The 14600-nt window shown below is 41.9% G+C and carries 14 protein-coding genes; 11 read left to right on the top strand and 3 right to left on the bottom strand.

The window, feature by feature from the left end; all coding sequences use genetic code 11:
* Nucleotides 1–15: 15 nt before the first annotated feature.
* From ftsB to rpoS, 9 genes are all read left to right on the top strand, one after another.
* Nucleotides 16–303, top strand: coding sequence for a cell division protein FtsB (gene ftsB / locus DK924_RS02015; RefSeq protein WP_008110330.1), 288 nt, complete (start codon nt 16–18; stop codon nt 301–303).
* Nucleotides 293–994, top strand: coding sequence for a 2-C-methyl-D-erythritol 4-phosphate cytidylyltransferase (gene ispD / locus DK924_RS02020; protein ID WP_109874225.1), 702 nt, complete (start codon nt 293–295; stop codon nt 992–994). Before ftsB ends, ispD begins: the two co-directional genes overlap by 11 nt.
* A complete protein-coding gene (gene ispF, locus DK924_RS02025) occupies nt 991–1473 on the top strand; it encodes a 2-C-methyl-D-erythritol 2,4-cyclodiphosphate synthase (RefSeq protein WP_008464226.1) in 483 nt (160 codons plus the stop codon). Before ispD ends, ispF begins: the two co-directional genes overlap by 4 nt.
* The gene (truD, locus tag DK924_RS02030) at nt 1470–2519 is read left to right on the top strand and encodes a tRNA pseudouridine(13) synthase TruD (protein ID WP_109874226.1); all 1050 of its coding nucleotides are present in this window, start codon (nt 1470–1472) and stop codon (nt 2517–2519) included. Before ispF ends, truD begins: the two co-directional genes overlap by 4 nt.
* Complete coding sequence (gene surE, locus DK924_RS02035) at nt 2500–3264, top strand: 5'/3'-nucleotidase SurE (protein WP_054201786.1); 765 nt, start codon at nt 2500–2502, stop codon at nt 3262–3264. Before truD ends, surE begins: the two co-directional genes overlap by 20 nt.
* Nucleotides 3254–3892 carry a protein-L-isoaspartate(D-aspartate) O-methyltransferase gene (locus DK924_RS02040; RefSeq protein ID WP_010387750.1) on the top strand — a complete coding sequence of 213 codons (639 nt, stop codon included), beginning with the start codon at nt 3254–3256 and terminating at the stop codon, nt 3890–3892. Before surE ends, DK924_RS02040 begins: the two co-directional genes overlap by 11 nt.
* Nucleotides 3893–3901: 9 nt before the next feature.
* Nucleotides 3902–4480, top strand: a complete 579-nt coding sequence (locus DK924_RS02045) for a YqaA family protein (RefSeq protein ID WP_109874227.1) — start codon at nt 3902–3904, stop codon at nt 4478–4480.
* Nucleotides 4481–4521: 41 nt separating this feature from the next.
* Nucleotides 4522–5346: a peptidoglycan DD-metalloendopeptidase family protein gene (locus DK924_RS02050; RefSeq protein ID WP_109874228.1), complete on the top strand. Its 825-nt coding sequence runs from the start codon at nt 4522–4524 to the stop codon at nt 5344–5346.
* 117 nt (nt 5347–5463) lie between these two features.
* The gene (gene rpoS / locus DK924_RS02055; protein WP_109874229.1) at nt 5464–6435 is read left to right on the top strand and encodes an RNA polymerase sigma factor RpoS; all 972 of its coding nucleotides are present in this window, start codon (nt 5464–5466) and stop codon (nt 6433–6435) included.
* 56 nt (nt 6436–6491) lie between these two features.
* Here rpoS and mutS read toward each other — a convergent pair whose 3' ends face one another.
* Complete coding sequence (gene mutS / locus DK924_RS02060; protein ID WP_109874230.1) at nt 6492–9077, bottom strand: DNA mismatch repair protein MutS; 2586 nt, start codon at nt 9075–9077, stop codon at nt 6492–6494.
* Nucleotides 9078–9098: 21 nt separating this feature from the next.
* Here mutS and DK924_RS02065 point away from each other — a divergent pair, with 21 nt between their 5' ends.
* Together DK924_RS02065 and recA are read left to right on the top strand one after the other, a co-directional pair.
* Complete coding sequence (locus tag DK924_RS02065; protein WP_109874231.1) at nt 9099–9587, top strand: CinA family protein; 489 nt, start codon at nt 9099–9101, stop codon at nt 9585–9587.
* A gap of 68 nt (nt 9588–9655) precedes the next feature.
* A complete protein-coding gene (gene recA, locus DK924_RS02070; RefSeq protein ID WP_008110343.1) occupies nt 9656–10699 on the top strand; it encodes a recombinase RecA in 1044 nt (347 codons plus the stop codon).
* Between the two features lie 108 nt (nt 10700–10807).
* Here recA and DK924_RS02075 read toward each other — a convergent pair whose 3' ends face one another.
* Together DK924_RS02075 and DK924_RS02080 are read right to left on the bottom strand one after the other, a co-directional pair.
* A complete protein-coding gene (locus DK924_RS02075; RefSeq protein WP_010387760.1) occupies nt 10808–12928 on the bottom strand; it encodes a TonB-dependent siderophore receptor in 2121 nt (706 codons plus the stop codon).
* A 202-nt stretch (nt 12929–13130) separates the two neighbouring features.
* The gene (locus tag DK924_RS02080; protein WP_109874233.1) at nt 13131–14300 is read right to left on the bottom strand and encodes a DcaP family trimeric outer membrane transporter; all 1170 of its coding nucleotides are present in this window, start codon (nt 14298–14300) and stop codon (nt 13131–13133) included.
* Nucleotides 14301–14600 lie beyond the last annotated feature (300 nt).

Below are 14600 nucleotides of genomic sequence, written 5' to 3' on the forward strand. Positions count from 1 at the left end.
AATAAGGAGTGTTTAATGCGATTTTTTCAATTTGGCTTGTTGTGCTTAGCACTTTTTATCCAGTATCGCCTTTGGTTTGGTCATAACGGGGTGCAAGACTACACCCGTTTAAAAAATGCGGTGGCATCGCATCAACAAACTAACGAAAAACTAATAAAGCGTAATAAAGTATTAAAAGCGGATATAGAAGATTTAAAGCTCGGCCACGAAGGCATTGAAGAGCGTGCCCGCAACGAATTAGGAATGATTAAACCGGACGAAACCTTTATTCGTGTTTTACCGGCTCAACACCATGACAAATAAACAAACCATTGCTGCTATTGTTCCTGCCGCAGGTGTTGGCAGTCGAATGCAACACATAACACCAAAGCAATATATTTCCTTAGCAGGGAAAACCATTTTAGAGCATACGCTCGCTAAGTTATCGCAGTTACCGCAGTTAAATTCTATAGTGGTGGCACTGAGCGAAACCGACCCCTACTTTGACGACCTTACGCTAGCTGATCCTCGCATTGTGCGTGCTATTGGCGGTAAAGAGCGCGCAGATTCAGTGTTAAACAGTTTATTGTTTTTAGCTGCCAACCCACCTACTTGGGTTTTGGTGCACGACGCTGCAAGACCTTTAGTAGATATTGCTGATATAGAGCGCTTGATAGCACAGTGTATGCAGGCTAATGAAGGCGGCATTTTAGCCAGCAAAGTAAAAGACACTATAAAACGGGGGCAAAGCCATGCACAGCAAACAGTGCCTCGTGATGATTTATGGCAAGCGCTTACCCCGCAACTGTTTAAATACGACGAGCTTAAAACGGCATTGCAAAATGCGCTTAACAGCGGTGCAACCATTACTGATGAAGCCAGTGCAATGGAGTGGGCAAATAAGCCGGTAAAGCTGGTAGCAGGGCGTAGTGATAATATTAAAATCACCACCCCAGAAGATTTAGATTTAGCAGGCTTTTTACTGCAAAAACAAAATAATGAGAGTGCAAAATGATACGAATAGGCCATGGTTTTGACGTGCATAAATTTGGAGGCCAAGGGCCTTTAACTATCTGCGGCGAAAAAATTGATTATCCACAAGGCTTTTTAGCACACTCAGATGGTGATGTAGCTATTCATGCCTTATGTGACGCTATTTTAGGATCATTAGCGCTGGGCGATATTGGTAAGCATTTTCCGGATACGGCCAGTGAATATGAAAATATTGATAGCCGTATTTTACTTCGCCATGTAGTGAACCTTGCTAAGCAACAAGGTTATGTATTGGGCAATGCGGATGTCACTATTGTGGCACAAGCACCAAAAATGCTGCCGCACATTCAAGCGATGCGTGGCAACCTTGCCAGTGATTTAAATGCCGAGCTTTCACAGGTAAATGTAAAAGCTACCACTACCGAAAAACTCGGTTTTGAGGGGCGTAAAGAAGGCATTTCAAGCCATGCTGTGGTCATTATGAGCAAACAAAACGCATGAGCGAATTAAATTATTTATATGGCGCGCCGCTTTCCAAAGCCGACTTTAAAACCACCGCAGAAGACTTTATGGTTGATGAGGATCTCGGTATAGAGTTTACCGGCAGTGGTGAACACGTGTGTTTGCAAGTGGTTAAAAAGGGTGAAAACACCCAATATGTTGCCAAGCTGATTGCACAAAAAGCGGGTGTATCGCCACGTGATGTAAGCTATGCCGGTATGAAAGACCGCCATGGAGTATGCTCGCAGTGGTTTAGCGTAAAAGTACCGATTAAAAAGCATATTGATTTTACTGAGCTGAACAGTGAAAGCGTGTTTGTGGTATCGCAGCAGCGCCATGAGCGAAAATTGCGCACTGGTTGCCATAAAGGAAATAGATTTATTATTACCTTGCGCAATGTAACCGAGCCGCTTGATATTTTATGCCGTATAAACGCGGTACGCGCAGGTGTGCCTAACTATTTTGGTGAACAGCGCTTTGGTCGTGATGGACACAACCTAGTGATGGCCGAAAAGATGTTTGCCGGTGAGCGTATTCGCGATAAAAAGCTGCGAGGCATTATTATTTCTGCTGCGCGTTCACATGTGTTTAATCAAATTGTTAGTTTACGCGTGGCTGAGCATGGCCTTGCTAAAACCATGCACCGCGAAGTATTTATGCTCAGTGGCAGTAATGCATTTTTTGAAGATGCGATAAGTGATGAAAATATTGCACGGCTTGCCTCTGGCGATATTATGATGTCGGCGCCCATGGTGGGCAAAAGTGAAAAAGGCTTAACCGAACAAGAAAAAACATGGTTGGCACCGTATCAAGCATGGTGTGATGGCTTAGGGGATTTAGGGCTTAAAAACGAGCGTAGAATGCTGCGTTTAATACCCCAAGAGCTAAGCATAGAAACACTTGATGAACGCACATTAAAACTCAGCTTTGGTTTACCCAAAGGCTGTTTTGCAACGGCTTTACTGCGCGAACTGGTTGATTATACTGACGCCAGCCCACGCGAGCGAAAAGAAAAGGATACCGCAGATGAAGATTCTATTAAGTAATGATGATGGTGTTAATGCCAAAGGTATTGCTGTTTTATATCAAGCATTAATACAAATCGCTGAGGTAACGCTGGTTGCTCCAGATAGAAATTGTAGTGGTGCTAGTAATTCACTAACGCTAATGAACCCGCTGCGTGCCACAACGCTCGACAACGGTTTTATGTCAGTAAACGGTACACCCACTGATTGTGTGCACTTAGGTGTTAATCAATTAGTGGATGAAAAACCCGATTTGGTTGTTGCCGGTATCAATCATGGCGGTAATTTAGGCGACGATACACTTTACTCTGGTACAGTTGCTGCGGCGACTGAAGGTCGTCATTTGGGCTTACCAGCAATTGCGGTATCTTTGTGCTCTCATCATGGTGAGCATTTTGAAACAGCGGCAGCCGTTACTGTAAATATTATTAAAGGGCTTGCTTCACATCCGCTGCCGAAAGATCAGATCATTAATATTAATGTTCCCGATATTCCGCTCTCTGAGCTCAAAGGCGTTCAGGTAACTCGTTTAGGGGCTCGTCACAAAGCAGAAACTATGACCAAGCAAACCGATCCATGGGGACGCGATATTTTTTGGTATGGATCGCTAGGGCTTGAAAGCGACGCAGGTGAAGGCACTGACTTTTATGCGGTTAATAATGGCTATGCATCAGTGACCCCGTTAAGCGTTGATATGACTGCCAAAGACAGTATTAAAGCCGTGGGAGAGTGGTTAGCCGAGTTGGAGATTAACCGTGCTGGCTAATTATACTCGTAGTGCACAAGCGCTTTCAGACTTATTACAGCGAGATGGCGTAGAAGATAAAGAGGTTTTAAAAGCAATAGCGCAAATTCCTCGGCATATTTTTATTGATGATGTACTCAAACACAAGGCGTATCAAAATACCGCGCTACCTATAGGACAAGGGCAAACTATTTCTCAGCCCTATATTGTTGCGCGCATGACCGAGCTAATGCGATTAGCCGGTGTGCAACATAAGGTGTTAGAAATAGGCACCGGGTCGGGCTATCAAACGGCGGTTTTAGCTAAAACCTTTGATAAGGTATATTCGGTAGAGCGTATTAAAGCTTTGCAATGGCAAGCTAAACGCCGATTACACCAGCTCGATTTGTACAATGTCACCATGAAACATGGCGATGGTTGGCAAGGCTGGCAGTCACAAGCGCCATTTGATGGCATTATCGTGACCGCTGCGGCAACCACCATTCCCCCCGAGTTACTCGCACAACTTGCAGATGGAGGCGTATTACTGGCCCCTATTGGTGAGGCAGAACAAAATTTAACCATGGTTATTCGCCAAGGCGATAGCTTTACAGAGCATGTAATTGCGCCAGTAAGATTTGTACCTTTAGTCCCTGGTGATATTGAATAGGAATTCATTTTGAAGTTGTTTACCAAGTTATACGATATGGCGCTAGTGTGGGCTAAACACCGCCACGCAGAACGTTATTTAGCAGGAATGAGCTTTGCCGAATCGGTTTTTTTCCCGGTCCCGCCCGATGTAATGTTAGCGCCGATGTCGCTAGCGCAACCAAGTAAGGCATGGCGATTTGCAAGCTTTGCTACGGTTGCTTCTGTGCTTGGCGGCGTGCTGGGTTACTTACTTGGATTTTGGTTGTTTGAACCGGTTGTAGAGCCCTTTATTGCGCAAATGCAATGGCAAGATAAATTTAATACGGCGCTTGCATGGTTCAAAAATTACGGTGTTTGGGTGGTATTTATAGCGGGGTTTTCGCCTATTCCTTATAAAGTATTTACCATTGGCGCTGGTGTATTACAAATGGCGTTTTTACCTTTTATTATTGCCTCAGGTATTGGGCGTGGCGCGCGTTTCTTTTTAGTATCTGCTTTAATGAAATGGGGCGGAGTTAAAATGGAACAAAAATTACGCCAATATATTGAAGTACTTGGCTGGGCAGTGGTTGCTTTAATCGCTGTTGCGTACCTATTGTTGCGATAATCGCCATAATATAATGATATTAAAACAGAGGGCAAAACACATTGAATAAACAAATACGCTGTTATGTTGCTTTATTTATTAGTGTTTTGCTTTGTGCATGCTCGTCTCGCCATGTTCCCGCTCCTGTAAGTAGTTTAAATAATAATATTAATGACTATCCTTCACGGATTAATATTAACGGTGGTAAGTACACGGTACAAAAAGGCGATACACTTTATTCGATTGCTTTTAGTGCTGGAAAAGATTTCAGAGAACTTGCAAAAAATAATTCAATTCCATCACCTTACACTATTGTTCCTGGTCAGGTTGTATCCCTTTTAGAACCAAGTAGGCCAAGGGTTACACAAAAAAAGTATAAAAAGAAAGCTGTTAAAAAGTCATCTCATTTACAAAAAAGTAACAGAAAATTAAAGAAAGAGCTTGATAAGCCGAAAAAACGTAGGTATGTTCAAAAACAAGCTAACCAAAAAATTAGTCAGTCTCAAGGTTCTTCAACTAAAAAGTTGAGTTGGTTTTGGCCTGCTAAAGGTAAAATAACAAAACGCTTTTCTAACAAGGAAAATGGTTATAAAGGCCTACAGATTGCTAATAGAAAGGGTACTGCCGTACTCGCCGCTGCAAAAGGAACAGTAGTTTACGCGGGTAGTGCGCTAAGAGGTTACGGTAATTTAATCATATTGAAACATAATGATGATTACCTAAGTGCTTATGCACATAACTCAACGTTACTTGTGAAAGAAAAGCAAATAGTGAAGGCGGGACAAAAAATAGCAGAAATTGGTAATTCAGAGTCTTCAGTAACGGCACTTCGTTTTGAAATTCGTTATCGAGGAAAAGCTGTTAACCCTGCTAAGTACCTACCCTGAACTGAAGGTGTTGATTGACTGTTCTGGAGAAGGCTCATGGCTAATACAGCAAAAGCTTGTAAAACGACTACAGACCTAAATCATAAAGTTATTGATAGCTTGCTCAGGAGAAGTCTTATGGCTGATGTAGCAAAAGCTGAGAAAACCCCCACTGATGATAAGTTTGACGACTCTAAAATAGAGGAGACAACGAAGTTACTTGATGAAGTGGAAGATGAAGATGTATTTGTAAAAGAAGAAGTCACTAAAAACCTCGATGCCACCCAGTTATACTTAGGCGAGATTGGTTTTTCCCCTCTATTAAGTGCAGAAGAAGAAGTGTTTTTTGCACGAAAATCGCTTAAAGGCTGCGAAGCCTCCCGAAAACGTATGATTGAAAGTAACTTACGCTTAGTTGTAAAAATTGCGCGTAGGTACAACAATCGTGGACTTGCTCTACTTGATTTAATTGAAGAAGGTAATCTAGGGCTGATCCGAGCAGTTGAAAAGTTTGATCCTGAACGGGGTTTTCGATTTTCTACTTATGCCACATGGTGGATACGACAAACCATTGAACGGGCAATAATGAATCAAACCCGTACTATTCGTTTGCCTATTCATGTTGTTAAAGAGCTTAACGTTTATTTACGTACAGCACGTGAGCTAACTCAAAAGCTTGATCATGAGCCAACCGCAGAAGAAATTGCAGAAAGCTTAGACAGACCGGTCGAAGATGTAACAAAAATGCTTCGCCTAAATGAAAAAATAGCGTCTGTAGATATGCCTATTGGTGGCGAAAATGACAGCGCATTGTTAGATGTAATTGCCGACGAAAAAAATGTGGGCCCTGAAGGTGAAGTGCAAAACAATGATATGAATACGCATATTATTGACTGGTTAGGTGAATTGAATCCTAAGCAGCGCGAAGTACTGGCACGTCGGTTTGGTTTACTCGGTTATGAGCCTTCAACGCTTGAAGATGTGGGCCGTGAAATTGGGTTAACCCGTGAGCGAGTTCGCCAAATACAGGTTGAGGCGCTACGTCGGTTAAAAGATATTTTGCAGCAAGAAGGATTAAGTACCGAAAGCTTGTTTGAGCAGTTTGCTTAATCTAAACACACAGTAAAATTAAATACAGCCCGACTCTTTAGTCGGGCTGTTTGCGTTTAAAGCAGTGCTTTTAATTTATAAAGCAGTTCATGCGCCTGGCGCGGTGATAGGTTATCGGGATCTATTGCGGTCATTTGTTGCTCAAGTTCACTAGGCTGAATTATTTGCGGTTCACTATCAAACGGTAAAACCTGTTGCTCTGTGGTGACTGTTGTGACACTTTGATGATTTTCAAGCAAGGTTAGCTTTTGTTTAGCTTGGGCAATAACCGCTTTAGGCACACCAGCCAGGGCTGCCACTTGCAAACCAAAACTTTTACTTGCGGCACCATCTAATACCGTGTGCATAAAGGCAATGGTATCGTTGTGTTCAATGGCATCTAGGTGCACATTAACCAGCCCAGGCGTTTGTTCTGCAAGCTCAGTGAGTTCAAAGTAATGGGTTGCGAACAGAGTTTTAGCCGCGATTTTTGAAGCAAGATGATCAGCTGTTGCGTATGCCAGTGATAAACCATCGTAAGTACTGGTTCCTCGGCCTATTTCATCCATTAATACCAATGATTGTGCGGTGGCATTATTTAAAATTGCCGCAGTTTCTGTCATTTCAACCATAAAGGTAGAGCGCCCAGATGCTAAGTCGTCACTGGCGCCAATGCGAGTAAATATTCTATCAATATTACCAATCTTTGCGCTATCAGCAGGAACGTAACAGCCAATGTGCGCCATAAGCACAATAAGCGCAGTTTGGCGCATGTAAGTTGATTTACCGCCCATGTTAGGACCAGTAATTATCAACATTTTACGCTGGCTATTGAGCTCCACAGGATTGGCAATAAATGGGTCTTTCATTACTTGCTCAACTACAGGGTGGCGGCCTTGTTCGATGCTGATATTATCGTTATCGCAAAGCTCAGGCTTGGCATAATTTAGCGTTTGGGCACGCTCTGCTAAATTATTCAGTACATCTAAATCGGCAATGACCGAGGCCATTATTTGCAGCTGCTCGATATGCGGAGCAATAAATTCAAATAGCTGTTCGTATAGCTGCTTTTCTAGGGCCAGCGCTTTTGATTGGCTGCCGAGAACCTTGTCTTCATGTTCTTTAAGTTCTGGAATTATATAACGTTCATTATTTTTTAACGTTTGACGACGAATATAATCTGCAGGCACTAAGTGCGAGTTAGCGCGGCTCACTTCAATAAAAAAGCCATGCACTCTGTTATAACCAATTTTAAGTGTACTAATACCTGTGCGTTCACGTTCGCGCTGCTCTAGCTGTTCAAGCACATCGGTGGCACCTTGGCTTAAATTACGCCACTCATCAAGTTCGCTGTTATACCCTGGCGCAATAACACCGCCATCACGTATTAACACTGGTGGGTTATCAATCACTGCACGTTCAAGTAATGCTTGAAGCTCGGGGAGCTCTTTAGAGTGGGCAATAATATGAGAAATACGCGCATCTGTGGCATCGCTTAATAAGTTATGTAGCGGTGCTAATGCTTGAAGCGCACTACGAAGCCGTGTTAAATCACGTGGCCGAGCAGTGTGTAATGCCAAGCGAGCAATTACACGTTCTATATCACCAATATCTCTGAGAGCGTCATGCAGCTCACTGCATAATTGCACATCTAAAATAGCACTAATGGCATTTAGACGAGAATTTAACTCGTCTTTATTACGAATAGGGGTATGAATACGGCGCTTCAGTAATCGTGAGCCCATCGCTGTGGCTGTTTTATCAAGCACTTGGGCAAGGGTATTTTCAAAGCCACCTGATAGATTAACGGTAAGTTCAAGGTTTTTACGGGTGGGCGCATCTAAAATTACCGCGTGTTCATTATGCTCAAGGGTAATTGCACGAATGTGCGGTAATGCAATACGTTGGGTATCTTTTACGTACTGCATTAAACAGCCTGCCGCTACCAAGGCGCTATGTGCTTTATCGACACCAAAACCAACTAAATCTTTGGTACCAAACTGCTCACACAGTAAGTGTTGTGCGGTGTCTAGATCAAACTCCCAATCAGGGCGACGACGTGCTCCCTTAATATGTTCAATTAAATGAGTGTTTTCAAAGTGTTCACTATATAGTAATTCAGCAGGGGCTAAGCGTTGTAGGGTTGAGCTAAATGCTTCATCAGTGTTTACTTCAACAACATTGAAGCGTCCTGAGTTGATATCAAGATACGCAACACCGTATTGACCTTTTTTATTTTGCCAAACACTGGTTAGTAAGTTGTCTTGGCGCTCTTGTAGTAAGGCTTCGTCAGAAATAGTTCCTGGGGTTACAATACGGACTACTTTGCGCTCAACAGGGCCTTTGCTGGTGGCAGGGTCACCCACTTGTTCACAAATAGCCACCGACTCGCCCATTTGTACTAAGCGGGCTAAGTAGTTTTCTACCGCATGATAAGGCACGCCCGCCATAGGAATAGGATCGCCCCCTGCTTTGCCTCGGTGTGTTTGTGAAATATCAAGCAACTGCGCGGCGTGTTTTGCGTCATCAAAAAAGAGTTCATAAAAATCCCCCATCCGATAAAATAATAAAATATCGCGATGCTCTGATTTTATTTTTAGATACTGCTGCATCATAGGGGTTTGTTGTTTTATAGTGTGCGGTGCATAAAGATCAAACGACATGTATTTACCCAAAGGCTGAATATGGAATTACATCAAGAGATTAAGACACTTGCTGCGCAATTAGGCGCTATTTTAACGGATAAACGCTTATGGATCACTACCGCTGAATCATGTACTGGTGGTGGAGTGAGTTATTCGCTTACCGATACCCCCGGCAGCTCAGCATATATTGACCGTGCATTTGTCACTTATAGCAATAACGCAAAGCATGAATTACTCAATGTGAAGCATGATACCCTCGAGGAATTTGGCGCGGTGAGCGAACAAACAGTCATTGAGATGGCAGCAGGCGCCTGTAAGGCTGCAAATGCTGATATTGGCATTGCTATTTCAGGGATTGCAGGACCCGGTGGTGCTACTGAGGGCAAACCGGTAGGGCTCGTGTGGTTTGGACTGAAAATTAACGGTAAACACTGGACGTTTGAACAAGTATTTAATGGTGACAGGGCGGAAGTTAGGCTGCAAGCTATTGTATTTTCTTTAAAAACTATAATAGAGAAGATAAAATAATAAAATTAGCTTGATACTGTGATTTCATACAGTATACTTGTCTGCATTAGCTGGATTTGGAGAAGAAAATGAACGATAACAAACAAAAAGCGTTGGACGCAGCTTTATCACAAATTGAACGTCAATTTGGTAAAGGCTCAATCATGAAATTGGGTGACAATAAAGCGTTAAACATTGACGCTGTATCAACAGGCTCGCTAGGTATTGATATTGCCTTAGGCATAGGCGGCTTGCCGATGGGGCGTATTGTTGAAGTATATGGCCCAGAGTCATCAGGTAAAACAACGCTAACATTGCAAGTTATCGCTGAAGCTCAAAAAGAAGGTAAAACCTGTGCCTTTGTTGATGCTGAGCATGCTCTTGATCCAATTTATGCACAAAAACTAGGTGTTAACATTGATGAGTTACTGGTATCTCAACCAGATACAGGTGAGCAAGCACTGGAAATTTGTGACATGTTAGTGCGTTCAAGCGCGGTTGATGTAGTGATTGTCGATTCGGTTGCAGCATTGACACCAAAAGCTGAGATTGAAGGCGACATGGGTGATTCACACATGGGCCTACAAGCACGTTTAATGTCGCAAGCATTACGTAAGCTTACAGGTAACATTAAGCGTTCAAACACACTATGTATTTTCATTAACCAAATCCGTATGAAAATTGGTGTAATGTTTGGTAACCCTGAAACAACAACTGGTGGTAATGCCCTGAAATTTTACGCCTCTGTACGTATTGATATTCGCCGTATTGGTTCGGTAAAAGAAGGCGATGAAGTTGTTGGTAATGAAACGCGCGTTAAAATTGTGAAAAACAAAGTTGCACCGCCGTTCAAACAAGCTGAATTTATCATTATGTATGGCGAAGGTATTTCTAAGCAGGGCGAGCTGATTGATTTAGGTGTTAAGCACAAAATTGTTGAAAAAGCGGGTGCTTGGTACAGTTACAATGGCAACAAAGTTGGCCAAGGTAAGTCTAATTCGATTAAGTTCCTTAAAGAAAATCCTGAAATTGCAGATGAAATTGAAGGTAAATTACGAGAGATGCTATTGCTAAAAGCAACGGTTGAGCCAGAAGATGGCGAAGACGTATTAGGTGATGAAGGCGACCTTTAAGCCCATTTGTTTTAAAGCTTGATTTGACCCGAGCTTAAAAAAAGCGCTAACCATTAGGTTAGCGCTTTTTTATTGTTTGCTATAAAGTGACTTAAAGCCTAGTTAGCTTTATAGCTGCCAGTTAACTGACAATGAGTAGTTACGCGGTGCCCCGTAGTAACCTTGCTCCCAATAAAGGCTGTTTATGTACTTTTCATCAGTACTGTTATTAACATTAAAGGTAACACCGACGTTTTGAGTAATTTCGTAGGTGGCCATTAAATCTAATAAGCCATAAGCATCTTGTTTTGTAGTTGCCAATGCGTTGCCTGCTGGATCTTTCACTTGCACACGGCTAATAGAATCTTGCCAGCGGTAATTAGCACCTAAGGTTAAACCATCAATAAATGGCACTTGATAAGTGGCTGCCATTTTTAATTGGTTTTCTGGGGTGTAATCTTTAACGAGTTCATCACCATCAATACTTAAATTACTAAAGCTGATGCTGGCACTTAAATCATCAGTTAAGCGACCGCTTAATTCAATTTCGAAACCATCACTGTTAATACCATCTGCAGCGTAATAACGCGTATCGCTTGGAAGGGAGCCCGGAAGTGCAACAGCAAGTCCATCTTGCTTAGCATCAAAATAGGCCAGTGTTACAAATACTTGCTCATCTAAAAGTTGTGCTTTTAAACCAACTTCAGCACTTTTACCAATAACAGGAGCCAGTTGTTCAGCGTTAATGTCTAATTCTTTTTGCGGCACAAACGTTTCTGTGTAGCTAGCGTAAGCTGATAATGACTCGGTAAAATCGTACACAGTACCAATGTAAGGAATAACCTCTGAGTCATCGCGGGTTTGCACTACACTATAAGCAGTACCTTTAGTTTCCCAGTCGGTATAGCGTACGCCAGCCAAAATGCTTAATGGATCTGCTAGTTTTATACGAGTTGAAACATAGGCCGATCTTTGTGTATTTTGTACATCACTGCCGTCAGGTTTATCAACCAGTGTTGCTTCTGGTGCTATCCCATCCCAAGTCGCTAAATCAGGCATCGCAGGGAAACCATTTCCTGTGCTGTAGTCATAAAGAGATTGGTCATTAAAGTCCATGTTTGCTTGGCTAATGCCGAATGATAAGTCGTGCTCTAAAGAAAATAGCTCAAACTTACCGCTGGCATATAAATCAAACAAATCTTGTGTGTCTTTGTAATCATAACGACTCGCATAGCCGGTTAAACCTAAACCAGTATCTTTATCTGGGGTACCATATACATAAAATAACTCAGAATTTTGTTCATTTTTTATATGGGCATAACGGGCTTTAGCAACCCAAGTCGCTGATAAGTTTTGCTCAAGTGTTACATAGATACGTTCAGCGCTATTATCCCAATACGACCAATCTGCAGCTGTACTAGTTGACTCATCATAATCAGTTGGTGAACCATCAGTGTAATAAAGCGGTAACGCGCCCCATAGAGGGCTATCGGCATCTTTTTGCTGGTTTACATAGTTAATGCTTAGTAGTGTATCGTCAGTTAGCTTACCCTCATAGGCAAGGTAGGCAATGGTCTTATCGGTTTCGTAACGATCTAGGTACGACTCTTTATCTTGCTTAGTAAATACAGCACGAACAGCGTGTTCATCGTTAATCGGTGCGGAAACATCAATATCTACACGTTTGTTATTCCATGAACCATAAGAAGCCGATGCATTAGCTTGCGTTGTGTAGGTTGGCTTTTTTAGCACCATATTAATAGTCGCAGATGGGTTACCTGCACCGGTCATCATGCCATTGGCACCACGTACAATTTCAACGCGATCATAAATTGCAGTATCTAGTGTACCTTGAATTGAACCGGAATTTTGCGGTGTCCCTAAGCCATCAATTAAAAAGTTAGTTATTTCAAAACCACGCGCTTTAAAGTAAGTACGGTCAGTTTCTATTTGCTCTACTGTTACGCCAGGTGTGCTTTCTAATACTGCGTTAATATCATCAAGTGAAAAATCATCCATCAGCGCGCGTGAAACAACAGAAATTGACTGTGGGGTCTCTTTAATTGTTAGACCTAGCTTAGTCGCAGACTGTGCTTCTTCGGTGATATAGTTTTTATGATGTTGCCCATAAACGGCTATTTTTTCTAGAGGCAGGTTGTCTTGCGTGTCGTTTGCAACAGCATATCCAGATAAAACCAGTGAAGTAAGTAGACTTAGTTTAAATGCAGAGTTTTTATGTTTGTGCAGCATCTTGTTTCCCATAAGATTAAATTTGGTTGGTAATTTAATCTAAATGAGAGTGATTTGCAATTACGTTTGCGCGGTATTTTACACGTCTTTGACATTTTTTAAGTAAAGCGCATGGATTTGGTTAACTTGAGCTCTGGTTAAAAACAAAAAAAGCGGCCGAAGCCGCTCAGGAAGTAAATCAGTATTTTAATTGGTTAGGAAATTAAAACGCATACTTTACAGAAAATTGTAAACGATCTAGGTCGCCATCTACGCCACTTTCAAGCTCTCGTTCTGCATGTTTAAATTCCGCACCAAAGGTTAGACGTTTAACCGGTGAGTATAAAATATTTGCACTGTAGCTTTGGCTTGATTCTGTAGGATCGCCATACATTGCAAGTAGGTTTTCATCGTTATCAGCAGATAAGAACGAATATAGGAAAGTAGAGCGCCACTGGCTATTCCACTTATGTTGATATGCAATAAAACCTGATGTTGAATCAATCGCATCTAGGTCATCACCATTGAGAACCGCACCACGAGCTACGTTTAGACCAACATAACGACCTAGTCCTTTACCTTGCGTAAGCATAAATTTTAGATTGTCTTCACCAAGTTTCACCATACCCGATGCACTAACACCAAATGAGGTTTCATCGGCATCAACACCACCTACTTTGTAGGTCAGTTGACGAGCAAGGGCTGCTACTACAAAGTTACCCCAATCCGCTTTGTGAGTATAGCGTGCGGTAAAGTCAGGTAATGAGGCGTCATCAGTCACTGCCATGCCACCACCGGCTGTAGTTATTGTGCTTTCTGGGTTCTCTAGAGAGAATGACCATGCACCGGTAGTGTATTTAATTTGTGATTGACGAACAAACACAGTGCCTTCTGCAGGACCAACAAAATCAAGCGCTTCTGGTAATGCACCAACGTTTTGAAAGTTTGACCATGTTTGACCAAATAACCAACCATCGTATGAAATAAATGCATGGCGAATACGCGGAGAGTATGAATTAGACACACGCTCGTTGCCACCTGGGGCAGACGCTAAAAAGTCTAGTTCTATTTTAGTTTTAACCGTTTTACCGTTATCTAGTAAGGTAGCAGTTCCAAAATTGAAACGTGACTCACGAGCGTGCATATCAAATACTGCGTCTGAACTATCATCGCTACCAACGGTTAATGTACTTGGTACATAAAAGTCACGGCCAACACTGCTGCCAGCAGGAGCGCCTGCTGAATAGTCACTCCACATTGCGTCGAGTTTAATGTATCCACCATAGGTGAATTCTGTATCACCTATTTTTGCAGCTGTAGCAGCATAAGCTGTGCTAGAAAGTGCACATAGTACAGCAGTCGCTGCCAGTGTTTTAATTGGAGTAAATTTCATTGTTGCGTCCTTTTATAGGCTACTTGTTGTATGTTGTTTGCTTATGATATGCATTAATGTGTGTTACTTATATAGTACTAACAGATTGAATTTAATTATCTTTAATTTAATTTGTTAGTAAATACGAGTTATTAATAAACAATCAAGGTTTTTATATATTTAAGCTACTGTTGTATATGTACACAATTTACTCAATCAACTATTAGTCTATTAGACTAAGGTTTAATACTTATTGAAGGCTCATATACTTTTATTTAATAGTATGTTTTTTATGTAAATAAGGTGTAGCCAAGAGGATTA

The organism is Pseudoalteromonas sp. meg-B1 (assembly GCF_003173795.1).
GTDB classification, from domain to species: Bacteria; Pseudomonadota; Gammaproteobacteria; order Enterobacterales; family Alteromonadaceae; genus Pseudoalteromonas; species Pseudoalteromonas undina.

Bases quoted from the DNA above. Each gene is read 5' to 3' on its own strand.
- ftsB (WP_008110330.1), top strand. From the start codon at position 16: ATGCGATTTTTTCAATTTGGCTTGTTGTGCTTAGCACTTTTTATCCAG.
- ispD (WP_109874225.1), top strand. From the start codon at position 293: ATGACAAATAAACAAACCATTGCTGCTATTGTTCCTGCCGCAGGTGTT.
- ispF (WP_008464226.1), top strand. From the start codon at position 991: ATGATACGAATAGGCCATGGTTTTGACGTGCATAAATTTGGAGGCCAA.
- truD (WP_109874226.1), top strand. From the start codon at position 1,470: ATGAGCGAATTAAATTATTTATATGGCGCGCCGCTTTCCAAAGCCGAC.
- surE (WP_054201786.1), top strand. From the start codon at position 2,500: ATGAAGATTCTATTAAGTAATGATGATGGTGTTAATGCCAAAGGTATT.
- rpoS (WP_109874229.1), top strand. From the start codon at position 5,464: ATGGCTGATGTAGCAAAAGCTGAGAAAACCCCCACTGATGATAAGTTT.
- mutS (WP_109874230.1), bottom strand. From the start codon at position 9,077: ATGTCGTTTGATCTTTATGCACCGCACACTATAAAACAACAAACCCCT.
- DK924_RS02065 (WP_109874231.1), top strand. From the start codon at position 9,099: ATGGAATTACATCAAGAGATTAAGACACTTGCTGCGCAATTAGGCGCT.
- recA (WP_008110343.1), top strand. From the start codon at position 9,656: ATGAACGATAACAAACAAAAAGCGTTGGACGCAGCTTTATCACAAATT.
- DK924_RS02075 (WP_010387760.1), bottom strand. From the start codon at position 12,928: ATGCTGCACAAACATAAAAACTCTGCATTTAAACTAAGTCTACTTACT.
- DK924_RS02080 (WP_109874233.1), bottom strand. From the start codon at position 14,300: ATGAAATTTACTCCAATTAAAACACTGGCAGCGACTGCTGTACTATGT.